A 24,604-nucleotide genomic window follows, 5' to 3' on the forward strand; every position below is an offset into this window, starting at 1 on the left:
AACAAGGGCTCCTTATGGTACATGAAGCGCCATAAGGAGTCCCAGCTATGAAAAAATAATTGACCTATTGATTAATTTGAGGGTCTTGGGGTGCCTCATTATTGTTATTATCAGGAGATTTATTGAGTTGCACCGAATTATTGGATGTGTTCGATAGCGAATAAGTTCCTTTCGCCAAAATCAGAACCTTAGCAACATATTCTGTAGATGAATCAAGTTGATTACCAAATGCATCTACTGGTTTGCTTAGCGCTTGGCTAACGTTGGAGAGAGGATTCGGTTGAATTCTGGTGCTATTTGGATTGCTAATAGCATCCCCCAATTTGAAACTTTCTGCTTTATCCTTCGGCAACATAAACACTCTATACTCCGTTACGCTTTGACCATTTTTGACATCGAAACTAATGTTAATATCGTTATATTTATATCCCTTATTCAAGAGACTAAGTGTCACTTTCTCCACTGATCCAGCGGCTGAAAGGTCTTCCAAAACAATGTAGGAAGATGGGTAGGATAAGCTATACATTTCCTTAGAATTTCCACCACCTACAGACAAGATATATACGCGATATTCTTCGCCATTCGTTATAAGTCTTCCGTCTGTATCTCTACTAGTAGCTCCCAATTCCATACTATATTGGCCTTTACCCCAACTTGTATAATTAGTTGCTCTAATAGCTGTGTTCAGATCAAAGTCATTTGCCTTTGATGCGGGTACAACTAGAATACGGTAACTATCTATATTTGATTCATCAGAAGGTTTTGTAAACGATATCTGTAGGTCTCGACCATCTCCATAATCACCAACATCGCTTACATTAATATTGCTTACTGCCTGAACAGCTTTGCTTTTACTAATTGTAATCACAGCTGAAGGAGAGGATAGAGCATAGGCATTTGAAGAGTTACCATTTGCAACAGTCAGTACATAGACGCGATAGCTAGTTCCTTCTGTAATAAAATTACCTCGTACATCCCTAATCCCATCTAACGTTCTATTCGCTACTAAATTTCCACCTTTGCCTTCTGTGATGTAATAAGAGCTACTATTGGCTTGTGAAAGATTAAAGCTACTGTAATAGGCAGTTGGTACCATTAGAATCCGATAATGATTAACATTCGATTCATCTGTAGGCTTCGTGAATGTTACTTGCACATCACGGCCATCCCCTTTATCATCGATATCTGCAACATTCAGATTAGTTACAGCTTGCACTGTGAAGTTTTTAGTTAGTGTAATCGTAGATGTTGCGGCAGTTAGCGCATTGTTTCCTAAGGTATTTCCATTGGCAACCGTCAATACATAGATACGGTAGTTCGTACCTTCTTTAATAGTATTTCCGCGTACATCCCGAGTATTTTCAGTTAACGCTTGCTCATATGTGGTTTTCCCAGATTTGTTAATAGTCGTGTAATTGCTGCTGGATACGCTATTAGCATCCGTCAGACTAAAATTATTGTAATTTGCTGTTGGTACCACCATAACCCGATAGTGATTAATAGGTGCCTCATCAGCAGCTTTATTGAATGACACAAAGAGGTCACGACCGTTACCATTATCACTCACATCGCTGGCAATGATATTCGACACTGCACCCACATTGTTGCTTAGCAGCGAAATCATATTGGAGGCTGGAGAAAGCACATTATTTGCAGAGTTATTAGTTACTGCCATAATAAATACACGGTAGCTAACGCCATTTTGAATAGCATAACCGTCAGTATCTTTTGCTCCTGCAGAGAGCATCTGCGTAATATTGTTGCCTGTTTTGTTCACTTGTGTGTAATAAGTGTTAGGTAAACTGTTGGCTTTTGTCAATGTAAAGTTCGTATAGTTGTTAGCTCTTACAACAAAAATTCGGTAAGAGAGAACATTCGATTCATCAGACATTTTGTTGAAGCTAACTCTCAAATCGCGTCCATCGCCAAAATCATTAACATCATCTACTTGTGTAATAATCGGAGTAGATACAGTAAGCGTTACTGCTAATGAAGCAGGTGAGAGTTTATTCATGCTAGAATTTGTATTACTTACAGACATAACGAACGCTGTGTAGGATTCGTTATTCTTTATAAAGTCACCTGAAGTATCTCGTGTTGAGGAGGACAGAGTTGCTATCAACGTACTGCCGTTGCTTCCCGATTTGTCCACTGTTGTATAATAATTGCTGGATAAATTATTCGCAGTGGTAAGACTAAAATTGTTAGCATCCTTGGTCTTTACTATAAACACACGGTAATTGGACGTATTGCTATCATTCTGTGGACGAGTAAAGCTAACTGAGACATCACGTCCATCGCCAAAATCGTTAATATCGCTAATCTTCACATTTGTTACCGCTGTAACAGTAGACATGTTTGTTAGAGTAATCTTCGGAGAAGAAGTTGATAGTACGCTAGAATAAGAACCTTTGCCAATGGCAAGTATATAAACCACATAAGACTGATCATTTTTTATGTAGTCTCCGTCCACATCTCGTGAGCTTTGCAATAAAGTTATGGCACGATTCGCATTTGAAGTCGATACCACCGAATAATTAGAAGAGGAGACTTTAAGAGCTGATGACAAATTAAAACTTTTAGAAGCCTTCACAACCATAACCCGATAATGATCTACATATGATTCTGTAGACGATTTAGAGAAGCTAACCTCAAGATCACGCCCATCTCCCTGATCATTCACATCTCGAACTGACACATTGCTCGCTGGAGCAATACTGATATTACTTGGCGTGTCAGATTTAATAGATACTTGCTGTTTTTCTGAGTTCCAATCAACATCCTGCCCAAGTGCTTCACTGACGAAGCGTACTGGTACCATTGTTCTACCTTTTAATACCTGTGCTGGTACATCAAGCGTTACTGTCTGGTTATTAATAGTAGCTGTCTTCGATTTAATCTTGAGAACTACCGTTGTATCACCTTTTATCCCTGTGACTGTTTGAGTCTTTTGGTCCCAGTTTACGCTTGCATTCAATGCTTCAAAGATCGCTCTAAGTGGTAGCATAACACGTCCTTGAATCATCGCTGGTGGCTGATCGGTTTTTAATTGCACCCCATCCACATTAATTGTGATGGCTTTTGCAGCTTGTGCGGTTGCCGGCTGCAATACTAACGGTACAATAAGTATCACAGCAAAAAGTAAAGTCCATATTTTTTTCATAAATTCCACCCTTCTTCATGCCATTTGAATGACTTAGCATGACATCTAATTTAACGTATGAGCATCCTAAAAGTTTCACCCTTTTACCTTTTGAAGAAAATTTAACCATCATGCAGTTTTGATACTTATTCTGGCTTACTTTCCTTACAAGATGATTGAAAAGAGTAAGGGAATTTTGAGTGGATAACCTCACACTATTCGACGTAGGAGAATTGAATAAAGCAGGTTAAATTGAAGTGTTACAATTTACGGGAAGTGCAATTTTCTTAAAATAACTGCACGACTGTATGTATATTACCAACTAAATTTTTTATGACATATTTTTTGTACACTTTCACCAAACTAAGGGAAAGGCAGAGGAAGGTGAAGAGATGCAACAACCATTTGATGTGGGTGATATTGTTTATATTTTTTACCGCAATCCACATATTCAAGATGTAACGAATATACAGGAAGCGGCAGTCGTTTATCATCCAGAAAAACCAGAGGAGCTAGCTCTATTTTTATTTGAAACCTATTATCCAATCACGAATGACATGGTGATTTTTGCAAGCGAGATGGCGGCTGAACAGGCCTATCACCAGTATTTTCATTAAGGGAGGACTCACATGATAAAGCCATTTACCCCTCAGCTTGTTTATTTTGAGCCAGATGCCCTCCAGTATCCATTAGGTCAGGAGCTAAAAGAGAAGTTTGAGCAGATGGGAATTGAAATTCGCTATACAACTTCCCATAATCAAGTGAGAAACCTTCCTGGAGACAATGATTTTCAAAAGTATCGGGTAGCAAAATCGACCTTAGTAGTGGGTATTCGAAAAACATTAAAGTTTGATACATCTAAGCCCTCAGCGGAATATGCCATCCCATTTGCGACTGGCTGTATGGGACATTGTCATTATTGCTATTTACAAACAACTATGGGCAGCAAACCTTATATTCGGACGTATGTCAATGTCGATGAAATCCTAGAACAGGCCGATCACTATATGGCTGAACGAGCACCTGACATCACTCGCTTTGAGGCATCCTGTACTTCTGATATTGTAGGAATTGATCATCTTACGCATACCTTAAAGCGAGCCATTGAGCATTTTGGACAAAGTGAGCTAGGTCAGTTACGATTTGTAACGAAATTCCATCATGTGGATCATTTATTAGATGCTAAGCATAATGGTCGTACAAGGTTTCGTTTTAGTGTCAATGCTGATTATGTGATTAAGCACTTTGAGCCAGGTACATCACCATTGGAAAAGCGCATTGAGGCAGCGGGGAAAGTGGCAAGAGCTGGATACCCACTCGGATTTATTGTTGCGCCAATCTATCTTCATGATGGCTGGCAGGAGGGCTATTATCATATGTTTGAGCGATTGGACGCTGAATTGCCAAAGGATGTGCGCGATGACATCACCTTTGAATTTATTCAACATCGCTTTACAAAGCCTGCAAAACGAGTGATTGAAAAAAATTATCCAATGACAAAGCTAGAGCTCGACGAGACGGTAAGACGATATAAATGGGGCAAATATGGCATTGGTAAATATATTTATCAAAAAGAGGAAGAGGAAGACATTAAGGAACATTTGTATCGCTATATGCAGAAATTTTTTCCTCAAGCAAAATTAGAATATTTTACATGATAATTAGAGAGAGAACGGCTTGTTTTCTCTCTAAATTAATTGTGCGATATATGGTTCAATATATCGACGATCTTTTAAATCGTTTGGTAAATGGTAAAGAGAGAAATATTGCATTGTCTCTGATTCATTGTAATCAATCACTAAATTACCAAGCACATTTCTTGTATAGAAGACTGCTGTAACGGCGTATAATTCGTCCCCATTCGAAACTTGAAGGTAACAATCCGGACCAGAAAAAACACCTAATAACTGTAAATCTGTGATGGCTAGTCCTGTCTCTTCTTGTACCTCTCTTTTGGCAGTATCCTCTAAGCTCTCGCCTAATTCCATTAAGCCTCCAGGGAGCCCCCAACCGCCATCATATCTTTTTTGTAGTAATATTTCGTTTTCAGTATTAAGAATGAGAACCACCGATCCAGGTAAAATAATTGGTTGGTGTCCTACATACTGTCTTAAAAATTTATAGTATTCCATAATGACACCCCTTTCTCTAAATAGTTTTAATTGGTAAATTCTTCTTAATTATGGTCTTTGTATAATCTGAAAGTCAATGGTAACGCTAACAGAGATTGTTGTGAAGAAGGAGAGAATACTTGAATGGATTCATTTCAACTAAATTGTTGGTCAGAACATGGAGAACTGAAAGTAGTGATGCTTTGTGCACCTTCACTCGTAGATGTAACGGATTTAACAATAGCAGAGCAGGTTGGTTGGAGTGATACGGTCAACCATCAGAAGGCGATGGATAATTTCATGGCATTAAAGACAACATTCGAAAACGCAGGGGTACATGTACTTGATTATGCAAGAGAACTAGCCCACGATCAGCAGCTATTAAGTGAGCAGCTCCTCAATCGTTATTTTGTGCGTGACCTAGCCTGTGTCATTGGGAATCGGCTTTTACTTGGAAATGCTGGAACCTCACTTAGAAAACCAGAGTACCCTCTTGCACATTCACTATTAGAAAAATGGTTTCCACAACAATGGAAAGCTAATTTGCAGCCGCTTCATTCCTTCGAATGTGGAGATTTGTTAATTTTAAATAAAGATGCTGTACTTATTAATCTTGGAATGAGAACTTCGATAGAAGCTATCGAAAGCTTAAAGGAAGGCATTTTTCAAGAGGGGTTTTCTGAAATTGCCATAATTGATTTACCGAAAAGCAATGATACGCTGCATTTAGATATGAATTGTAATGTTGTAAATGCGAATCTGGTTGTTGCTAAAAGCTTTGTACGCCATTTTCCTATTCAGGTGTTAACAGCTCAAAGCAGTCGTTTTGATATGGTAGAGTCATTTTTAAAGCGTCATGGTTTGGATGTTTACTGGCTGAACTCGTATAAGACCATTCCAGACATCAACTTTATTAACCTGAATCCAGAAACACTGTTGATAAGCAAGCAGGCAACACAACAACAATTATTAGCGCATCCACTGCTGAAGAATAAAAACTTGCTTGAAGTTGATGTCACTGAGCTTGAAAAAGGCGGTGGTGGCATTCGATGTATGATATTGCCATTGGTAAGAACGTAACGAAGGGTTGAGAACAAATGACTTCAAAATCAGCTAAAGGAAGTATGGCCTGGTGGCAGCTTTCGCTTCTTGGTATCGGTTGTACTTTGGGCACTGGCTTTTTTCTTGGGACAAGTATGGCCATTCATAAAAGTGGGCCTGCGGTATTAATACCTTTTTTATTAGCGGCCATTTGTACGTATATCGTGTATGATGCACTTGTTAAAATGTCTGTGGAAAATCCAGATAAAGGCTCTTTTCGTACCTATGCCAAGCAAGCCTTTGGACGCTGGGCAGGATTTAGCAATGGCTGGGTGTACTTGATTTCTGAGCTATTAATCATGGGAAGCCAGTTGATGGCGCTCGGCATTTTTACGAAATTTTGGTTTCCGGCACTGCCCCTGTGGATTGCTGCATCGATTTATGCTGCTATTGGTTTAGTCGTTATTCTCACAGGCATGAAGGGCTTTGAAAATTTCCAAAATATCTTCGGTGCCTTAAAGGCAGCTGCCATCATTATGTTCATTATTGTAGCAGTGGTCATCATCATGAAAGGTACACCATCTACTACAATGGCTTCACTTCAAGCTAATTATGAAGCATTTTTTTCACAAGGACTAAAAGGTATTTGGCTCGGATTACTTTATGCCTTTTATGCCTACGGAGGAATTGAAGTGATGGGTTTAATGGTCATCGATTTGAAAAATCCAAAAGAGGCGCCAAAAGCGGGGAGAATTATGCTGATCGTGATTACCGTTATTTTTATCATGGCCATCGCCCTTGCATTAGTACTCGTTTCGTGGAAAGACTTTTCGATTGATGAAAGTCCTTTTATTACAGCGCTTCAAGGACACCATATCCCTTTTGTGGCAGATATCTTTAATGGTGTGCTAATCATTGCTGGTTTTTCAACAATGGTGGCCTCGCTTTACGCGGTGATCACCATTCTCACTACACTTGCAGAGGATCATGATGCACCGGCAGTCCTTGCAAAGAAAGGAAAAATGAAAGTTCCTTTTCCAGCCTTTTTATTTTTAACGTGTGGGCTAGTAATTACGATTGTAATTGGTTTTTTGATGCCAGAAAAAATCTTTGAATATTTAATTACAGCGGCGGGTTTAATGTTGATCTATAATTGGCTTTTTATTTTAGTGACCTACTGGAAGCTCATGGAGTTAACTAAGTGGGGGCATGTAAAGAATGCTATGGGGATGTTGCTCATTGCTGTGACGGTATCTGGAACTTTAGGTGAAAAAACAAGCAGACTCGGTTTTTATGTGAGCCTGCTCTTTATAGTCTTAATCAGTGTGGCGACCTGGATTGTTGTGAAAAGGCAAAAAAACATTACGTAATGAACCGTTTTCCTGAGACATCCTTAAAAAAGGACATTTGGATGGACTATGGTTATCATCACTTAAGAAGTACTGCTTCCATTCATAACTATCTTCTTGCCCATACCATTTCAAATCTGGATGTCCTGGGACTGTGTCGTAGTCTGCAATCCGCTGACGAATGAGCTTTTTGATTTTTCGCCCAAAGGCTGTGGTGTCGTTTATATCATCGAATATCCAACGGGGTTGAATGGCCATTAATAAAGTGGAAAAATGACGACTCTTTCGCAATTTATGGGCTGGTGTTGCACAAGAGATAAAATAGGGTTCACCATGAAAGCAAAACTCCCATTCATGGTGAGTAGGCTCCATTGGTATTCCTTCAGGCCAATTCATCTCATCCAAATTGGTTAAATTATTTAATATGGACCAAAATAACTGCTGATAATCTGCTACCTCAAAGCTATCTTGCATATCGTGAGGGGTATGAAAGAACACAGTAAGAGTTGTATACTTTCCGAAAGTTCGTGATGCTTTCGTATAGTCCTTTAAGCATTGTGCTAACATTTTAATCGATTGCTCTTCCCGTGGATCCCCGACAAAACTATAGCGCAAATGGTTTGATAAAAAGCCCATTCTTGCTGGTATACACGGAAACGTATTTGCTTCATCCGCAATCGTGGCAGCAAAATCTGTATAGGCTGACCGTTGCCATAATGGAAGTGTATCAAACTGTTCTTCAATCCACTCCCGATCAAACACTACTTCCACTTGAGACTCCTCCTTCTACTCACCTTTATACTATTAAAGAAAAGACAAAGTGGTTACGAATCTGTGGTGCGTGACACTAAAGATTTTTAATGATTCAAGTCAAATTATGGCTAACCTTTTTGCGTGTAAGATGAATAATTCCTTAAAGAAGAATGAGCAGTTTTGGTTTAGAAGTGATCACTCTGAGCAAGGAGATGAGCAATTTGAAGTAAAAGAGAGCGCTTCGAACCAAGAAAAGAACGGCTTTGCATGAAAAGAGAGTGCTTCAAGCCAATAAAAGAGCGGCTTTGAATCAGAAGCGAGCACTTTAAACCAAAGAAAGAGCGGTAGCGATTGAAAAGGGATCACTTAGAGCAAAGGAAAGAGCGGTTTTGAACAAAAAATAATCACTTCGAGCAAAGAAAAGATCGGTTTTGAAAAAATGATCACTTCAAACCAAAGCAAGAGCAATTTCAGTCAAAAAAGATCTCGCCTCCTGCTTCTCCAATAGTAGCGATCACCACACCCGAAAAGCAGCATGGTCTTAGCCGTTTTGCTGTAAAACCTTTTCCTCTAAAATGGTTAGAGCATGTTGGATGTCCTTTAGATCATCCTGTGTTGCGTGTTGAATAAGCTGTAAAAAGCGTTCTTCGATACAGGCAAATGCCTCCTCCATCATTTTTTCACCCTCTTTGGATAAACGGACATACTGCTTTCTGCGGTCGGCTGTGTCGTTAAATTTTTCGATTAGCTGCCGTTCCTGCAATTTCCGAAGTTCACGGCTTGTGTTGGGTAGGGACATATGCTGACATTCACTGATTTCCGTTGGTGTGACAGGTTGGCTTACTTTAATATATTCAAGAATTTTATATTGTAGCGGTGTAATATTCGCAGTGTTAACATTTTGTGTGAGATCATGTGTCACTTGATGGATTGTGGCTGTAAATGCTACAAACTGATGAAATAAAGCGCTTTTATTCAATGGGATCACCTCTTACTGTCAAGATAACAAATAACTTGTCCTAAAACAATTATCATTTGACAACTAAAATGAAATGAATTATTATTTTGTTATCAAATGATAAGTAACGAGGAGGCGCACAATGAAAACGTTAATTGTTTATACATATCCCAACCATAAAAGTTTAAATTATGCTTTTTTACAAGAAGTGATAAAGGGGTGTCGAGAGAATCCTACCATCGAGGAGATTCAGATACTAGATTTATATGAAGAAGAGTTCGATCCACGCTTAATTTTCCATGAACATAAACGACGTCGTGATATGTATCGGGATCCGAAAATGGAAAAATACCGCCAACAGCTCTCTTGGGCAGATCAAATTGTATTTGTTTATCCGATCTGGTGGGGGAGACCGCCAGCCATGCTGTTAGGATATATCGACCAATTATTTGCAGCAAATTTTGCTTATCGAGATACAAAGGGTTTATTTCCAGAGGGTCTTTTAAAAGGGAAGTCTGTAGTCTGTGTGTCCACGATGAAGGGGCCAACCAATTATCCATTTTTATGGTTAAACAATGCACATAAAATTTTAATGAAAAGGGCGTTGTTTAAATTTGTTGGAATGAAAAAAGTGAAGTTTTTTGAGTTTGGTAATATGGAAAGTAAAAAGGGGAAGCAACAGCAAAAACTAAATAAAGTATATCGATACTTTAGTAAAGTAGCATACTAGAAAAAACAACTCATGCAGACGGGGTTAGTCGTTTGCATGAGTTGCCGTACTGTCGATGGGGACAGTAATCAAAAATCTTGTATATTCTGCTATTTGGCTTTCTACAGCAATGGTTCCATGATGCATCTCAATTATTTTTTTGACAATGGCTAGCCCTAATCCGCTACCGCCATTTCCAGCAGTTCGCGATTGATCGGCCTTATAAAACCTTTCGAAAATATGCTTTTGTTGTTCTTCGGTTAAGCCTATGCCAGTATCTTGAACCCGAACGGTTATCGTGTCGAACTGCTTTTTCATAGATAATGAGATGGTTCCATTGGTAGGTGTAAACTTAATACTGTTTGTCAGTAAATTCATCCAGACTTGATTCATCAAATCCTCATCTGCAGTGATGCTCAGGTTATCAAGATCGAGATCAAAGTCAATCTGTTTGGCTAACCAATTCGGTTCTAGTGCCAGCACAACATTGCGTAATTGTTTATCGAGTCGATAAGTTATAGGCTCAAATGGATGGTGCTGCGATTCTAAGGAAGTTAGCTTGAGCAAATTGTCGCTAATTTTTGATAAACGATTACTTTCTAATTCAATTATAGCTAAATAATGCTGACGTTTTTCTTCAGGTAGGTTAATATTTTTCAAAGCCTTGGCAAAGCCATTAATAGATGTTAAAGGTGATTGAATTTCATGGGAGACATTGGAAATGAACTCCTGACGCATTCTTTCCAGTTCACCTAACTCAACAGCCATATGATTAATACCATGAATCAATTGCCCAAATTGATCCTCCTCATCTGCTCTCAAATCCAGCTGAACATCAAAATCACCTTTTGCCATGCGGCTTAATGCATCTACAATCGTATCCCAATAGTTACGTTGTCGATTTAGTCCGATTAAAAAGATAATGGCAGCTGAACAGGCAAAGAGTGCAAACACCCCAATCACTGTTGCTAGTTGTAGCCAAAATCCATGAGGCTCAGTTCCTAACCGTCCATAAAGCCATGAAGTTACATGATAGGAAATAAAAGCGAAAACGGTGTTTGCAATCAGAAACAGGCAAAAGACCATCGCTAATCTTAACAAGAATCTTCGTTTTCTCATGTGCCTAGTTCCAAGCGGTAACCAAGACCACGAATGGTGCGAATGACAAAGCCACTCGTCTCCTGTGGAAAGCGTTCTCGTATTCTTTTGATATGGACATCAACTGTTCGTTCATCTCCCTCATAGTCGTAGCCCCAGATTTCTTCGATCAACTGTTCACGGGAAAAGGTTTTGCCAACATAGCTTGCAAGTGTAAATAATAGCTCGAACTCCTTCAAACGAAGGAGAATCGTCTCGCCGTTCATTTCCACTTCATGTGTATGGCGATTTAATTTGACATGACCAGCCTCTACAACTTGAGAAAGGGAGATACGATATCTTTTTAAAATAGACTTAACACGTACGATTAGCTCGGCAGGCTCGAATGGCTTCACAAGATAATCATCTGTCCCTAAATGAAAGCCCTTGATTTTTTGAGAGGTTTCTCCTTTAGCTGTTAGCATAAGGATTGGTAGATCTGTATTGAATGAACGTATTTCCTCACATAATGCCCAGCCATCCATGTTGGGCATCATAATATCCATCACGACCATATCGACTTTCTCAGTGTCTAATTTAGACAGTGCATCGACACCATCGATAGCCTCTATTACTTCTAAGCCCTCGTTTTGCAGAAACACTTTTACCAATTCGCGAATATGTGCATCATCATCCACGACTAATAGTTTTGTCATCTCAACAAACCCCTTTATTCTACGTCTTTAATGCGTAATTGCTGCATGGCAAACTCACGATACATAGCATGTGTTTCAAAGAGTGTTTCGTGTGTACCACAGCCTGTAATATGCCCTTTCTCAATAAACAATATTTGATCGGCATCTACCACTGTCGATAAACGGTGCGCAATGACTAGTGTTGTGCGTCCTTGCATTAAGTTGTCTAATGCTTTTTGTACATAAATTTCTGAATTACTATCTAAGCTTGATGTTGCCTCATCCAGCATTAATATTTGCGGATTACGTAAGAGCGCTCTTGCGATAGAGATACGCTGACGTTGTCCTCCTGAAAGCTTGATGCCTCGTTCTCCAACTTCAGTATCGAACTTATCTGGAAGCTCGTTAATAAATTGATCTGCATAGGCCATTTTAGCCACTTTTTCTAGCTCATCATCTTGCACTTCACGGTCTATACCATAGCAAATGTTTTCTCGAATCGTACCTGAGAGCAGGGCACTTTCCTGCGCTACATAGCCGATTTGACTGCGCCAAGAGTGGAGTGAAAAAGTTTCGATTGGTGTATCTCCTAGTGTGATACTGCCGTTCGTTGGCTGATAATATCGTTCTAGCAGTGAAAATGTAGTTGTTTTACCGCCACCACTTGGTCCAACGATGGCTGTTACTTTGCCTGGCTCAATTGTGAAGTTAATATCGGATAAAATGGGCTCCTCACCATAAGAAAAATCAACATTTTTAAGATAAATGGGTTGATCTATTTTTTCTACTGTTAAGCCTTCTTCAATATGTTCTTCCTCGTATTCAAGCAATGCACTAATTCGTTCTGTAGCACCCATGGCTTTTTGGAGCTGGGTAAAGAACATCGTTAATTGCGTCATTGGCATAATGATTTGGATTAAATATAAAATAAATGCCACCATATCGCCAGCCGTCAGCTCTCCAGAGGAAACACGGACACCACCATAGCCAATAATAGCTACAAGCACAGACATCAGAACGAATGAAATCAGCGGGGAAATCAGTGCATGAATTTTTGCTTCTTTTAAGCCAAATGTAAAGAGATTCGTAATGCCCTTTTTTCCACGCTCATATTCAATTTGCTCAGCATTTGAAGCCTTGACTAGGCGCGTTTCAGGTAAAACTTGATTTAATACAGACGTAAATTTTGCTGTTTCATCTTGCATCCCTTTTGAAATCACAAACATGCGTCGCCCTAACAACATTAAGATCACCATAGCCAGTGGTACGGCAATCAGCATGACTAATGTCATTTTCCAATCTAAAAATAGAAGAATGATGATAGAACCTATAATGGAAATAACGCCAGATAAACAGTTTGCTAAATGCTCTGTTATAAGCTCTTTCACAACCCCTGTGTCATTCGTAACACGGCTCAATGTTTCGCCTGTATCATGTTCATCATAATAGGGGATTGGTAAATGCAACAGCTTTCGCCATAGCTGGTCACGTAATTTTGCCACAACATGATGTCCAACTCGATTTAAATAATAGATGGATAAGCCACTGGCAATAGCCTGTGCGATAAAGGCAATACCTAGTACAATAATTTGCCAATAATTAAGCGATTCTAACGAAAAGCCATCCACTAATTGTTTTGTAAATAATGGAACAATAAACCCTACACCTGTCGTTGCTAAACTCATCACTAAAGCGATGACAAGTAGCCATATCGGTGGTTCGGCACGTTTTACTAACTGTATAAAACGGCGCCAATCTTTTTGTTTAGACATATCATTTGATGTTTCTTGCAAAGAAATAAGCCTCCTTCATTGTCTGAAAACAATGTATTTCGTTTCTATGGCTTTACTATAGCATGCGTTTATGAACTGAATATGAAATGAATGGTCATCAAAAAAGGTGATGCGATCACCACCTTTTGATACTAGTCTGCAAATTCATCGTGGTATAAAGACTTACCAAGCAAGCGATAGATTCTTAAGGCTAGCTGGATTTGTAACAGCTCCTCATAGCTTTTTAAATCGGTTTTTAAAATTTCTTTAATCTTTTCAATCCGATAAATTAACGTATTGCGATGGATAAACATTTCCTTGGCTGTTTCACTTATATTCATATGATTGATAAAGTAATTTTCTAATGTAAGTAGATAGCTTGTCCCATGTAATAGATCATGCTCAAAGACAGAACCCAAGCTTTCTAAGAAAAAGTCCTTTAGCTGCACTTCATTAATATTCGAATCTAAAAAATGATAAATGGAGTGATCCGCATAATGAGCCACTGCTCCACGCTCTTCGAAGCGGTGCATAAGACGGAGAGCTTCATGTGCCTCTGCAAAGCTTTTATGGACAAAACGTATATGTTTATATTCTTTGCCAATTCCCATTAAGAAAGAGCTTTGCGTATGTTGCTGTACTAATAATTGGAGAATGTTTTCTGCGTATTGCTTTGTTTCATTGATCGTGAAATCTTGTTTGCTGTCTTGCTGTCCAACTAATATAATGATTTGATTGTTGCGATAAAGGCATGTAATTTCCCCATTAATTGTGCTAGAGTGCTCATAAATTAAATTCATACATTTTTTTGCAATATTATCGGTTTCGTATTTTCTAGAAATTAAATCATGCTGGTTTTGCAAATTTTCATGGCTAATAGAGATGACGATGCAATAATATTTATGGTTGATCTTTAAGCCGTGGAGATCGCATAGTGTTTGTAGCGTTTCAAGCGAAGTGATTTTTCCAGTCAATAAATCATCAAAAAACTCTTGTTTAATCTTTAGACGTACACCCTCAATTTCCTTCTGTTTTATCCTTTCTAGTGCCACAATCGTGGAGGCTTGCTCTAAAACGATGAAATCAAACTCATTCAGATCCCGTACAGTTTGCCAAATGACAATATAGCCATAAATATAGTTGGCTACTGCAACAGGAAGAATTCTACATTTTACGGCTAGATCTTCTAATTGATAGATTCGTGTAATGGATTTTTGCATTTCATTGAGATCATTCGGAATGGTATTTATAAAATCCTTTGAAAATGTTGGACGATTCTTCTTTAAATTAATGCCATAGGCAAGGGGCACAGGATTCGTATCAAGATCTGTATAATGCAGTAAATTCCAGTCATTATCTAAAAAAATAATCGGGTTATTAATTGTTTCAGCTAACTTAGAGGAAATAGATTCGATGCCTCCTCCTTCAAGCGCCACCTTAAATAGCGTATTGTGCATGTCCAAAGATTTTCTATTTAATAGATCATAACGGCCAGATGCCTTTTCATTGATAATCGAGATGACCTTGGAAAGGGTGTAATTATAAGGTAACTCTAATAACGGCAATCCATGCTGATTGGCAATATCGATCATGTTTTGAGGCGTCTTTTGTAAATAGCGTCTCATTTTAATAACAAGGCCTGCACAATTGATTTTAGAGATTTCTTGGATAATTTTATTTTGTAAGGCTTCGTCATCTTGGAAGATGTAACCAGTCGTTAACAGTAATTCATTCGGTGTCAGCCAATCAAATGCATCGGGATTTTCGATAATATTCACAAGTGCAATTTCATTGTGAATTCCTTGCTCTCCAGCAACAATTTTAATTCCTTCAAGTGCCTTTATCTCTAATATATCTTTAATTGTTAGCAAATGATTTCACTCCTTCGCCATAATCTTATCACAAAACATTGTACATATTGCCTAAATGATCTTCATTCTTTTTGGTTTTGCTAAACAATGATATCTACGGCATAAGAGAATAAAATAAAGCTTGTAAGACGGAAATGTGAAAGTAGTAACATTCTCGTGGTTTATTTCTTTTTAGTTGAAATGAACAATAGGTCAGAGAAATGGAGGAATGAAATTGGTAGATATGAATGTGGTCTCAGAATTTTTAACTGCAGCTGAAGCAGGTGATAATAACGCTCTGAAAGGTTATTTACAACAAGGTGTGGATATTAATTCTCAAAATAAGCGCAAACGTACAGCAATTTTACTTGCTGCGATGAATGATCAGTTAGAAACAGTAAAATTTTTAATTCAGGAAGGGGCAGATATTGACCTTCAAGATCAAATTTGTTTAAACCCATTTTTGTATGGATGTATAAATGGAAAGTTAGAGCTTGTGAAAATAATGCTACAAGCAAACACAGATTTAGAGCGTTTAACACGCTTTGGCGGTGTAGGGATTCATCCAGCAAGTGAGAAGGGCTTTGTTGAGGTAGTTCGTGAACTTGTAACGACTACAGACATCAATGTCAACCATACAAATATTTGTGGATGGACACCATTGATTGAAGCCATTCTCCTCAATGATGGGGGAGAAAAGCAACAAGAAATAGTTCGTCTATTAGTAGAACATGGAGCAGATACACAATTAGTGGATCAATATGGTGTGACACCATTAACAATGGCTAAAGAAAAAGGATTTACTGAAATTGAAAAAATTCTACTAGAAGCAGGAGCGAAATAGTAGTACTCCTACGACATAAAGAGGTGTACATATGATACATGCCAAATTGGGTGATGATTATTTCCTGCAGCAAATAGTGGCGACGTTTACGGGAACGGTTCATAGCGTGTTTAAACATGCCTTAAATATACGGAGTGATGGTAATGATGAAATTTTTACACTTGCTACGAAGGCAATGGATCGGGCACCCAATACACTTGTCATTGATCTTGATACATTGGATCACCTGGGCATTCAGCAACATGACAGGGTATCGGTTCGCCATAATCAACTATTAATAGAAGAAAAATTAATAATAGCGATCCCAACCGCCTCTCGTTGGCAATGTCAGCTACCTATTTATCCAGCAAATTGTACACGCTTAAAAATGAATATGATCCGTGTAAAACAATTCATTGATTTACATGGGAAAGGCGGCGGCATAAAACGTAATGATTCTCCCGTCAGTGAATTTGAAGCGGAGACATCGAGATTATTACAGCAACGTACAACTTTACTTTATGAGGAAATATTGAATCAACGTTTGGATCGTTTTCAGGCATATGCTGCTGATTTAGTAGGCTTAGGGCCAGGGCTCACACCATCAGGGGATGATTTTTTAGTAGGCTTATTTGCTATCATTCACTTACAAAATAGCCCGTGTTCTATGTATAAACCTTTGTGTGAAAGCGTCATCAAAGTGATTCAGCCTTTGACCAATGAGATTAGCTTTACAACATTGAAGAAGGCAGCATATGGACAAGTAAGGGAGTCCATCTGTTCATTCATACACGCCATTTTATATGGCACAGAAGTGGAATCCATTGAGGCTCTGAGAAAGGTGCTTGCTATTGGCTCTTCCTCAGGAACAGATATTGCCTTAGGGCTGATAAGTGGCTTAGAAGCCAATATAAAATTAGGAGGATAATGATGAGTATTAAAGTCGTAATTAAGCGCAACACATATTTTGATTCAGTGTCATTGATGTCACTATCTACAAAAGCGAATCAAATTGAAGGCGTCGAGCAAGCAATTATTGGTATGGGTACGGAGATGAACAAAGGAGTCATTCGTAACGTTGGTTTGATGACGCCAGAAGTGGAGGAAGCAACAGTAGGGGACTTAATGATTATTGTTAAAACTGCTAATGCGGATCAAATAGAAAGCGCTTACCTAGCAGTGGAAGAATTACTAACAAATAAAGATAAAGCACAAGCAAAAAGTGATATTAAATATGCAACGATTGATTCAGCTGCACAAGGAATTCCTGATGCAAACTTTGCGGTCATTTCTGTCAATGGGGCATTTGCTGTTCGCGAAGCACGCAAAGCACTTGAAAATGATCTACACGTGATGCTTTTCAGTGATAATGTGAGCGTTGAAGACGAAGTAGAATTAAAAACTTTAGCACATGAAAAAGGCTTATTAATGATGGGACCAGACTGTGGTACCGCTATTATTGGTAATACAGGACTTTGCTTTGCAAACGCTGTAAGAAAAGGCAATATCGGTATCGTAGCGGCATCTGGTACAGGTAGCCAAGAAGTAAGTGTTCGCATTCATGACTTCGGTGGTGGTATCACACAACTGATTGGTACTGGCGGAAGAGATTTAAGTAAAGAAGTGGGCGGTATGATGATGCTTGATGGAATCAAAGCACTAGAAGCCGATGAAGCCACTAAAGTGATTGTACTTGTATCGAAGCCACCTGAAGCAAGTGTTGAGAAAAAAGTACTCGCACAAATTAAAGAATGCAGCAAACCGGTAGTGGTTTATTTTATAGGTGGTAATGAAGAGGCTGTAGTGGCAGCTGGTGGACAATTTGCTAAAACATCGAAAGAAGCAGCCTTAAAGGCAGTCTTACTAGCAGGTATTGATGAAGCAGGTATTAACAAACGTGCGCTTAACATTCCATTAGTTGAAGAGGTTCGTGCAAAATTAGCGCCAGAGCAAAAATACATTCGTGGGTTATTCTGTGGCGGTACGCTTTGTGATGAATCTATGTATCTAGCTATGGAAAAATTAAATAATATTTACAGTAACATCCAAAAGAATCCTGATTTCTTATTGAAAGATATCAATGTGAGTCAGGAACATACATTCATTGACTTCGGTGATGATGATTTTACAAATGGTAAACCACATCCAATGATCGATCCGTCTTCTCGCATTGAGCGCTTCTTACAAGAAGCAAAAGATCCGACAGTTGGTGTCATTGTGATGGACTTCGTATTAGGCTTTGGCTCTCATGAAGACCCAGTAGGTGTTATGCTTCCCGCCATCATTGAAGCTAAACAATTTGCTGAAAAAGAAGGTAGACATTTAGAGATCATTGGGTATGTCCTTGGAACAGACTTAGATACGCCAAACATAGATGAGCAAGTGGAAAAATTAGTCGATGCAGGTGTTACACATGCAAGCAGTAGTACAAATGCAGGGTTACTTGCTAGAGAAATGGTGTTGAAAGGAGAAAATCATGAGTAAGATTAATGAACTTTTCACAAGTAAAATTAACGTAATTAACGTAGGTATTGAACTTTTTAAGGATGATATATTAGCACAAAATGCAAGTGCTACACACCTAGAGTGGTCACCACCGGGAGGAGGTAAGCCAGAAATTATTGCAGCACTAAACAAAATCGATAAAGCAGAACTTGCTGAAAAAATCGAAGCAGCAAATCGTCTTGCGGTGGAAAAAATTGTGAACTCTCAACCCGTGTTGATTGGTTTCGATCAAGCCATCAATGTTGTACCTGGCATGACGAAAAAAACAATTTTACACGCAGGACCACCCATTACTTGGGAAGATATGAATGGCCCAATGAAGGGCGCTGTGATGGGTGCTCTTGTATTCGAAGGATTAGCAAAAGATTTAGAAGAAGCAGCAGAGGTAGCGGCGTCTGGAGATATTACATTCTCACCTTGCCATGAGCATAATGCAGTTGGTTCAATGGCTGGGGTAACATCTGCTTCGATGTTTATGCACATCGTTGAAAATAAAACGTATGGCAATATCGCCTATACAAATTTAAGTGAGCAAATGGCAAAAATCTTGCGTATGGGTGCCAACGATGACAGCGTTGTCGAGCGATTAATATGGATGCGTGATGTGTTAGGACCAATTTTACGTGATGCAATGAAATTAAATAAAGACGGCATCGATCTACGATTAATGCTTGCACAAGCGCTCCACATGGGTGACGAATGTCATAACCGTAATAATGCAGGTACAAGCTTATTAATTCAAGCATTGACACCATATATCTTAGAAACAGATTATCCTGTTGAACAGAAGCGAGCAGTATTTGATTTCGTTGCAAGTAGTGATTATTTTTCAGGTCCTACATGGATGGCATGCTGTAAATGTGCATTAGATGCTGCACATGGAATCGAATATAGTACTGTCGTGACAACAATGGCACGTAACGGTGTAGAATTTGGTGTTCGTATTAGTGGCATGTCAGGTAATACATGGTTTACTGGCCCAGCACAAAAAGTAATCGGACCGATGTTTGCTGGCTACAAACCAGAGGATTCAGGTCTTGATATAGGGGATAGTGCTATTACAGAAACTTACGGTATTGGTGGTTTCGCAATGGCTACTGCACCAGCAATCGTTGCTTTAGTAGGTGGAACAGTGGATGAAGCAATTGGTTATTCTCGTAAAATGAAAGAAATTACGACGACAGAAAACCAAAATATTACCATTCCATTATTAAACTTCATGGGAATTCCTACTGGTATTGATATTCGCAAAGTCATCCAATCAGGTATTCTTCCAATTATTAATACAGCTATCGCACATAAAGAGGCTGGAATCGGTATGATTGGTGCTGGTATTACAAATCCTCCAATGGAAGCTTTTGAAAAAGCATTAATTATAATTAGTGAGAAGTGGGCTTAAGCCCACTTCCTATAAGTAGGAGGAGCTTTCTATGGAACACGCAAAAATTGAACAGTCCAATCAAGATTATAGAGCACTTGGCTATTCGGAAGAACTTTTACCAAAAGGTCCTCAGGAAAGAGACTGGGGAATCTTTAACTACATTACCGTGTGGATGGGTGCAGTTCACAATATTATGTCTTATATGACGGTTGCAGGGTTTTTTGTCTTAGGATTATCAGTTAATCAAGTTTTCTTAGCCATTATGCTTTCAGCAGTAATCGTCTCAGCAGGCTATTGCTTAAATGGATATTCCGCCTCTAAATATGGCATTCCGTTTGCCATATTACTAAGAGATTCATTTGGAGTAAAAGGCTCTATTATTCCGGCGTTATGTCGAGGGTTGATTGCTGGGGTTGTATTCTTTGGTACGACGACCGTTGTGGGCGCTCAATCCCTTAATGTATTATTTGCAAGATTCATTCCGAACTATATGTCTATTGGTGGAGACTTCACTATTTTTGGCTTAGATGTTCCGACTATGATTTCTTATATTATTTTATGGGTAATTACAGTTTTACTTTTTTTAGGTGGCATGGATATGCTAACAGTCTTCGGTAAATACTCATCACCGATTGTTTATATTTTCATTATTGGCGCAGCGATTTGGGCAATTAATATTGCTGGAGGAATTGGACCAATTTTAGAATATAAGCCTTCTACAACGATGGAAAGTCCATTGGTTTTTATTGCATGTGTTAGCGCATTGGTGTCTAACTGGGCTGGTCCAATTGTAAATATTGCAGATTTTACGCATAGAGCTAAATCGCCAAAAGCAATGATCTATGGCTTATCCATCGGTATGATCGGCTCGTATCTATTATTTGCGATTACTTGTATTAGTTTAATAGCAGGGACAGAAATTGCTTTTGGGCAACCAATTTTTAATATTGTAGATGCTATTGATAAAATTCAAAATCCCTTTTCAGTGATTGTATTAATTTTAGCTTTAAATGTAGGCGCAACAGCTTTTGTAGTTTTTGGCAATTTATTACCATCTGGATTACAAATGACAACTTTATTCCCTAAAGTATTTACGGTCAAAACAGCAGGTATTTTAACAGCGATTATTGGCACAGTCATTTTGCCTTGGAAACTAGTATCGAGTACAGAAACGTTATTTTTCTTTTATAGTTTTATAGGCTCTATGTTTGGACCGATTGCAGGTATTATGTTGTCTAGCTTCTTTATCGAGCGTAAAAGACGTTTAGATTTATCTATGATTTATGTGGAAGAAGGTCATAATGGAGCTTATAAATCTGGCTATAACATCGTAGCATGTATCGTTCTATTAATAAGCTTCCTCTTACCAATGTCAGGTGCTTTCCTGAAAAGTGTGCCGTTTTTAGTACAGCTAAATAACTTTGCTTTCTTTAGCGGACTGATCGTGTCATTCATTTTATATACGCTGTTATATAAATTTAATCAGCAAAATGTTCAAAATAGTGTAGAAAAAGAAGTAGGGGTGTAGTTGTGAATAAATTAGTAATTGTAGCAATCGGCGGTAACTCGTTGGTAAAGGATAGTGGAAGTGAATCTATTCAAAGTCAGCAAGAGGCAGTTGCTCAAACTGTCGAGCATATCGCGGATATGATTCAGGAAGGTTATAAAGTGGTTGTCACACACGGCAATGGTCCACAAGTTGGTTTCACTTTACAACGAAGTGAAATTGCTAATGAAGTATCAGGCATGCCAGCAATTCCGTTAGTAAACTGTGTGGCTGACACACAAGGTGGAATTGGCTATTTAATTCAACAAGCATTAATTAACGAACTGACTAAACGTCAAATTAATAAAAAGGTAGTCAGTGTGATTACACAAGTTGAAATCAATGAACATGATCCCAACTTTATTAACCCTACAAAGCCAGTTGGTTCATTCTTTACAAAGGAGCAAGCGGAGGCGATGCTAGTAGAGCATCCAGATTGGAAAATGGTAGAGGATTCTGGCCGTGGCTACCGTCGCGTTGTGCCTTCACCAAAACCAATCGATATCGTGGAAAAAGAGGCGATTAAATCATTAATTGATAATGATTATGTCGTGATCGCTGTAGGCGGTGGTGGAATTCCAGTTGTGAAAAAAGAAAATAATGTCTACGAGGGTGTAGATGCAGTCATTGACAAAGACTTTGCAACAAGTCTATTAGCGGCACAAGTAAATGCGGATTCATTAATTATTACAACGGGTGTTCCGCGTGTGTTTATTAACTTTGGAAAACCTGAACAACAAGCACTTGAAGAAATTACTGTTGAGGAAACAAAGCAGCATGTTCAAGATAATCAGTTCCCGCCAGGAAGTATGCTACCAAAAATCGAAGCCAGCTTAAGCTTCTTAGAAAATGGTGGTCATCGAGTAATTATTACAAACCCTGAAAGTCTGAAAGAAGCGATCAATAATCAGGCTGGTACTCATATTATTAACTAGGAGGAATCACGGTATGGATTATATTCAACTAGCTGTTGACAAAACAAAAGAAGGCATCGATAAAAATATTGGTGGACCATTTGGTGCAACCATTGTAAGAGGTGATGAAATCATCGCTGTTGTTGGCAATACAATGATGCGTGATACAGACATCACTGCACATGCAGAAATAGTAGCCATTCGTGAAGCCTCTAAAAAGCTTGGCACAATGGATTTATCCGATTGTGTCATCTACGCTACTTGCGAACCATGTCCAATGTGTGTGGGCGCTATTATTTGGTCGGGTATTAAAGAAGTTCATTATTGTAATACAGCAGAAGATGCTCATGTACATGGCTTCTCTGATATGCATCTACGTGATTACTTAACTGGTAAAGATAAAAGTGTCCTGAACATGCAAAAAATTGAAACGACTGAAGAATGTGATGCATTGTTCCATCATTTCAATGACAAAATGGCTAATAGTAAATAGATTAGAGCAGTCATATACTGCTTAAGTCTTTCCAGTGAATTAGAGTAGGGATCTCGTTATGGAGAATCCCTTTTCTAATTTTCAACCAAAAAGGTGTAAAATAGATACTATACAAGCGTACATTTGGTCTGATTTTCATCTTCGTAATTCTTCAAAAGGAGCTGTTTACATGATCTATAAAGAACGTTATCAACAATTACTAGATAAAATGAATCAATATAATTCAGGCGAAAAAGGGATTACGAGAGTTGCCTATACGAATGAAGAACAGGCTTGTTTACATGCCTTTATTCGTTTATGTAAAGATGAAAATCTTCAAATTCATATTGACCATTGTGGAAATCTTATTGCTCGAAGAGAAGGCAGTGTGCCAGGATTGCAGCCTGTTGTCATGGGATCTCATTTAGATACTGTCTATCAAGGCGGTAAATATGATGGCGTTGTAGGGGTAACCGCTGCCCTAGAGGTCATCAAGCGATTAAACGAGCGATCTATTGTGACAGAGCATCCAATTGAAATTATCGCCTTTGCCTGTGAGGAGTCTTCAAGATTTGGTGTGTCAACAGTAGGCAGTAAAGCAATGGCAGGATTAATTGATAAAGAAAAATATCGCCATTTAGTCGATCGAGATGGTATTACGATGGAGCAGGCTTTTGCTCATTGTGGACTTGATTTTAGTAGTGTTGATCAAGCGACAAGAGTAGAGGAAGGATTCCATGCCTTTTTCGAATTGCATATTGAACAGGGACCACTGCTAATTAACTATGAAAAGAAAATTGGTATTGTCACAGGGGTAGCAGCACCAGTTCGCTTATTAATGAAGTTAAATGGAAAAGCGTCCCATTCAGGCACGACTCCAATGAATATGAGAAAGGACGCTCTTTTAGGAGCATCCGAATTGGCATTAGAATTAGAAAAAGCGGCGATAGCAGAGCAGGAGTTTGGCACTGTGGCAACTGTTGGAATACTAGAGGTTGTGGCAGGCTCGATGAACGTAGTTCCAGGTGAAGTGGAGTTAACTGTAGATATCCGATCATCCTCTGTGGAATCGAGAGAACGTGTGCTTCAGCATTTTTATACGGTTATTGCAAACGTTCAACAAAAGAGGCAGCTTGCGATTGAATACAATGTCATTAGCTCAGAGGATCCTGTCCAGCTTTCTCCAAAGCTAATGCAAGATTTAGAAACAATTTGTGTAGAGAAGAAACTATCCTATCAATATATGCAAAGTGGAGCAGGTCACGATTCTATGAATATGACAAGGCTCGGACCAGTTGGCCTTATTTTTATTCCTTCAGTGGATGGTTTAAGTCACCATCCAGATGAACATACGGAGCTTGAAGATATATTAATAGGAATCGATGTTTTAGAGGCAGTTGTGCTAAGATATGCTTCAGTCAGCTAATTAGCAAGCATCAGTTGAAGACGCTACATGTATGGCCAGTGTCATCCCGTGAAGGCAATACAACAAAGGCACAAAATCGA

Annotated in this window: 22 protein-coding genes; 14 read left to right on the top strand and 8 right to left on the bottom strand. The window is 38.8% G+C overall.

Annotation, left to right across the window (positions count from 1 at the left end):
- Positions 1-64: 64 nt before the first annotated feature.
- Positions 65-3,163 (bottom strand): stalk domain-containing protein, encoded by a 3,099-nt coding sequence (locus NYE73_RS08265; RefSeq protein ID WP_445668867.1) that lies wholly within the window; start codon positions 3,161-3,163, stop codon positions 65-67.
- A 371-nt stretch (positions 3,164-3,534) separates the two neighbouring features.
- On the opposite strand from NYE73_RS08265, the gene NYE73_RS08270 reads away from it, so the two are divergent.
- Together NYE73_RS08270 and splB are read left to right on the top strand one after the other, a co-directional pair.
- Positions 3,535-3,759: a transcriptional regulator SplA domain-containing protein gene (locus NYE73_RS08270; protein ID WP_004232790.1), complete on the top strand. Its 225-nt coding sequence runs from the start codon at positions 3,535-3,537 to the stop codon at positions 3,757-3,759.
- A gap of 12 nt (positions 3,760-3,771) precedes the next feature.
- The gene (gene splB, locus NYE73_RS08275; protein ID WP_048389930.1) at positions 3,772-4,800 is read left to right on the top strand and encodes a spore photoproduct lyase; all 1,029 of its coding nucleotides are present in this window, start codon (positions 3,772-3,774) and stop codon (positions 4,798-4,800) included.
- 30 nt (positions 4,801-4,830) lie between these two features.
- On the opposite strand, the gene NYE73_RS08280 is transcribed toward splB, so the two are convergent.
- Entirely contained in the window at positions 4,831-5,274 is a 444-nt protein-coding gene (locus NYE73_RS08280; protein ID WP_103117744.1) for an NUDIX hydrolase, read from the bottom strand.
- Between the two features lie 123 nt (positions 5,275-5,397).
- On the opposite strand from NYE73_RS08280, the gene NYE73_RS08285 reads away from it, so the two are divergent.
- Both NYE73_RS08285 and NYE73_RS08290 read left to right on the top strand, forming a co-directional pair.
- The gene (locus NYE73_RS08285) at positions 5,398-6,333 is read left to right on the top strand and encodes an arginine deiminase family protein (RefSeq protein ID WP_259950079.1); all 936 of its coding nucleotides are present in this window, start codon (positions 5,398-5,400) and stop codon (positions 6,331-6,333) included.
- A 17-nt stretch (positions 6,334-6,350) separates the two neighbouring features.
- Positions 6,351-7,664, top strand: a complete 1,314-nt coding sequence (locus tag NYE73_RS08290; RefSeq protein WP_259950081.1) for an amino acid permease — start codon at positions 6,351-6,353, stop codon at positions 7,662-7,664.
- Here the strand turns inward: NYE73_RS08290 and NYE73_RS08295 are convergent.
- A complete protein-coding gene (locus tag NYE73_RS08295) occupies positions 7,611-8,414 on the bottom strand; it encodes a YqcI/YcgG family protein (RefSeq protein WP_016994316.1) in 804 nt (267 codons plus the stop codon). The two genes, NYE73_RS08290 and NYE73_RS08295, sit on opposite strands and share 54 nt — an antisense overlap.
- A 130-nt stretch (positions 8,415-8,544) precedes the next feature.
- On the opposite strand from NYE73_RS08295, the gene NYE73_RS08300 reads away from it, so the two are divergent.
- Entirely contained in the window at positions 8,545-8,667 is a 123-nt protein-coding gene (locus NYE73_RS08300) for a hypothetical protein (protein WP_256389911.1), read from the top strand.
- Positions 8,668-8,937: 270 nt separating this feature from the next.
- On the opposite strand, the gene NYE73_RS08305 is transcribed toward NYE73_RS08300, so the two are convergent.
- Entirely contained in the window at positions 8,938-9,375 is a 438-nt protein-coding gene (locus NYE73_RS08305) for a MarR family winged helix-turn-helix transcriptional regulator (protein ID WP_016994314.1), read from the bottom strand.
- A 121-nt stretch (positions 9,376-9,496) separates the two neighbouring features.
- On the opposite strand from NYE73_RS08305, the gene NYE73_RS08310 reads away from it, so the two are divergent.
- Positions 9,497-10,084: an NAD(P)H-dependent oxidoreductase gene (locus NYE73_RS08310; protein WP_054550751.1), complete on the top strand. Its 588-nt coding sequence runs from the start codon at positions 9,497-9,499 to the stop codon at positions 10,082-10,084.
- Between the two features lie 24 nt (positions 10,085-10,108).
- Here the strand turns inward: NYE73_RS08310 and NYE73_RS08315 are convergent, their stop codons facing one another.
- The 4 genes from NYE73_RS08315 to NYE73_RS08330 all read right to left on the bottom strand — a co-directional run bounded on the left by NYE73_RS08315 (position 10,109) and on the right by NYE73_RS08330 (position 15,478).
- Complete coding sequence (locus NYE73_RS08315) at positions 10,109-11,182, bottom strand: sensor histidine kinase (RefSeq protein ID WP_259950083.1); 1,074 nt, start codon at positions 11,180-11,182, stop codon at positions 10,109-10,111.
- Positions 11,179-11,856, bottom strand: coding sequence for a response regulator transcription factor (locus tag NYE73_RS08320; protein ID WP_103117749.1), 678 nt, complete (start codon positions 11,854-11,856; stop codon positions 11,179-11,181). Before NYE73_RS08320 ends, NYE73_RS08315 begins: the two co-directional genes overlap by 4 nt.
- Positions 11,857-11,870: 14 nt before the next feature.
- Positions 11,871-13,628, bottom strand: a complete 1,758-nt coding sequence (locus NYE73_RS08325) for an ABC transporter ATP-binding protein (protein WP_115673419.1) — start codon at positions 13,626-13,628, stop codon at positions 11,871-11,873.
- Between the two features lie 131 nt (positions 13,629-13,759).
- Positions 13,760-15,478 carry a PucR family transcriptional regulator gene (locus tag NYE73_RS08330; protein ID WP_054550754.1) on the bottom strand — a complete coding sequence of 573 codons (1,719 nt, stop codon included), beginning with the start codon at positions 15,476-15,478 and terminating at the stop codon, positions 13,760-13,762.
- Between the two features lie 214 nt (positions 15,479-15,692).
- Here NYE73_RS08330 and NYE73_RS08335 point away from each other — a divergent pair, with 214 nt between their 5' ends.
- The 8 genes from NYE73_RS08335 to NYE73_RS08370 all read left to right on the top strand — a co-directional run bounded on the left by NYE73_RS08335 (position 15,693) and on the right by NYE73_RS08370 (position 24,524).
- A complete protein-coding gene (locus NYE73_RS08335; RefSeq protein ID WP_081011059.1) occupies positions 15,693-16,301 on the top strand; it encodes an ankyrin repeat domain-containing protein in 609 nt (202 codons plus the stop codon).
- A gap of 31 nt (positions 16,302-16,332) precedes the next feature.
- Positions 16,333-17,208, top strand: a complete 876-nt coding sequence (locus tag NYE73_RS08340; RefSeq protein ID WP_048389949.1) for a DUF2877 domain-containing protein — start codon at positions 16,333-16,335, stop codon at positions 17,206-17,208.
- 2 nt (positions 17,209-17,210) lie between these two features.
- Positions 17,211-18,764, top strand: coding sequence for an acyl-CoA synthetase FdrA (gene fdrA, locus NYE73_RS08345; protein WP_259950087.1), 1,554 nt, complete (start codon positions 17,211-17,213; stop codon positions 18,762-18,764).
- A complete protein-coding gene (locus NYE73_RS08350) occupies positions 18,757-20,184 on the top strand; it encodes a YlbE family protein (RefSeq protein ID WP_259950089.1) in 1,428 nt (475 codons plus the stop codon). The genes fdrA and NYE73_RS08350 overlap by 8 nt, the downstream gene beginning before the upstream one ends.
- Before the next feature lie 31 nt (positions 20,185-20,215).
- Positions 20,216-21,694 (top strand): cytosine permease, encoded by a 1,479-nt coding sequence (locus tag NYE73_RS08355; protein WP_054550758.1) that lies wholly within the window; start codon positions 20,216-20,218, stop codon positions 21,692-21,694.
- A 2-nt stretch (positions 21,695-21,696) separates the two neighbouring features.
- Positions 21,697-22,647: a carbamate kinase gene (gene arcC / locus NYE73_RS08360; RefSeq protein WP_048389956.1), complete on the top strand. Its 951-nt coding sequence runs from the start codon at positions 21,697-21,699 to the stop codon at positions 22,645-22,647.
- A gap of 13 nt (positions 22,648-22,660) precedes the next feature.
- Positions 22,661-23,119: a nucleoside deaminase gene (locus tag NYE73_RS08365; RefSeq protein WP_259950090.1), complete on the top strand. Its 459-nt coding sequence runs from the start codon at positions 22,661-22,663 to the stop codon at positions 23,117-23,119.
- 169 nt (positions 23,120-23,288) lie between these two features.
- Positions 23,289-24,524: a Zn-dependent hydrolase gene (locus tag NYE73_RS08370; protein WP_048389960.1), complete on the top strand. Its 1,236-nt coding sequence runs from the start codon at positions 23,289-23,291 to the stop codon at positions 24,522-24,524.
- Positions 24,525-24,604 lie beyond the last annotated feature (80 nt).

This window comes from Lysinibacillus sp. FSL K6-0102 (genome assembly GCF_038003545.1).
Classification (GTDB): domain Bacteria; phylum Bacillota; class Bacilli; order Bacillales_A; family Planococcaceae; genus Lysinibacillus; species Lysinibacillus capsici.

Excerpts from the sequence above, each read along its gene's own strand:
- NYE73_RS08265 (WP_445668867.1), bottom strand. The coding sequence starts at position 3,163 with ATGAAAAAAATATGGACTTTACTTTTTGCTGTGATACTTATTGTACCG.
- NYE73_RS08270 (WP_004232790.1), top strand. The coding sequence starts at position 3,535 with ATGCAACAACCATTTGATGTGGGTGATATTGTTTATATTTTTTACCGC.
- splB (WP_048389930.1), top strand. The coding sequence starts at position 3,772 with ATGATAAAGCCATTTACCCCTCAGCTTGTTTATTTTGAGCCAGATGCC.
- NYE73_RS08280 (WP_103117744.1), bottom strand. The coding sequence starts at position 5,274 with ATGGAATACTATAAATTTTTAAGACAGTATGTAGGACACCAACCAATT.
- NYE73_RS08285 (WP_259950079.1), top strand. The coding sequence starts at position 5,398 with ATGGATTCATTTCAACTAAATTGTTGGTCAGAACATGGAGAACTGAAA.
- NYE73_RS08290 (WP_259950081.1), top strand. The coding sequence starts at position 6,351 with ATGACTTCAAAATCAGCTAAAGGAAGTATGGCCTGGTGGCAGCTTTCG.
- NYE73_RS08300 (WP_256389911.1), top strand. The coding sequence starts at position 8,545 with ATGAATAATTCCTTAAAGAAGAATGAGCAGTTTTGGTTTAGAAGTGAT.
- NYE73_RS08310 (WP_054550751.1), top strand. The coding sequence starts at position 9,497 with ATGAAAACGTTAATTGTTTATACATATCCCAACCATAAAAGTTTAAAT.
- NYE73_RS08315 (WP_259950083.1), bottom strand. The coding sequence starts at position 11,182 with ATGAGAAAACGAAGATTCTTGTTAAGATTAGCGATGGTCTTTTGCCTG.
- NYE73_RS08320 (WP_103117749.1), bottom strand. The coding sequence starts at position 11,856 with ATGACAAAACTATTAGTCGTGGATGATGATGCACATATTCGCGAATTG.
- NYE73_RS08340 (WP_048389949.1), top strand. The coding sequence starts at position 16,333 with ATGATACATGCCAAATTGGGTGATGATTATTTCCTGCAGCAAATAGTG.
- fdrA (WP_259950087.1), top strand. The coding sequence starts at position 17,211 with ATGAGTATTAAAGTCGTAATTAAGCGCAACACATATTTTGATTCAGTG.
- NYE73_RS08350 (WP_259950089.1), top strand. The coding sequence starts at position 18,757 with ATGAGTAAGATTAATGAACTTTTCACAAGTAAAATTAACGTAATTAAC.
- NYE73_RS08355 (WP_054550758.1), top strand. The coding sequence starts at position 20,216 with ATGGAACACGCAAAAATTGAACAGTCCAATCAAGATTATAGAGCACTT.
- NYE73_RS08365 (WP_259950090.1), top strand. The coding sequence starts at position 22,661 with ATGGATTATATTCAACTAGCTGTTGACAAAACAAAAGAAGGCATCGAT.
- NYE73_RS08370 (WP_048389960.1), top strand. The coding sequence starts at position 23,289 with ATGATCTATAAAGAACGTTATCAACAATTACTAGATAAAATGAATCAA.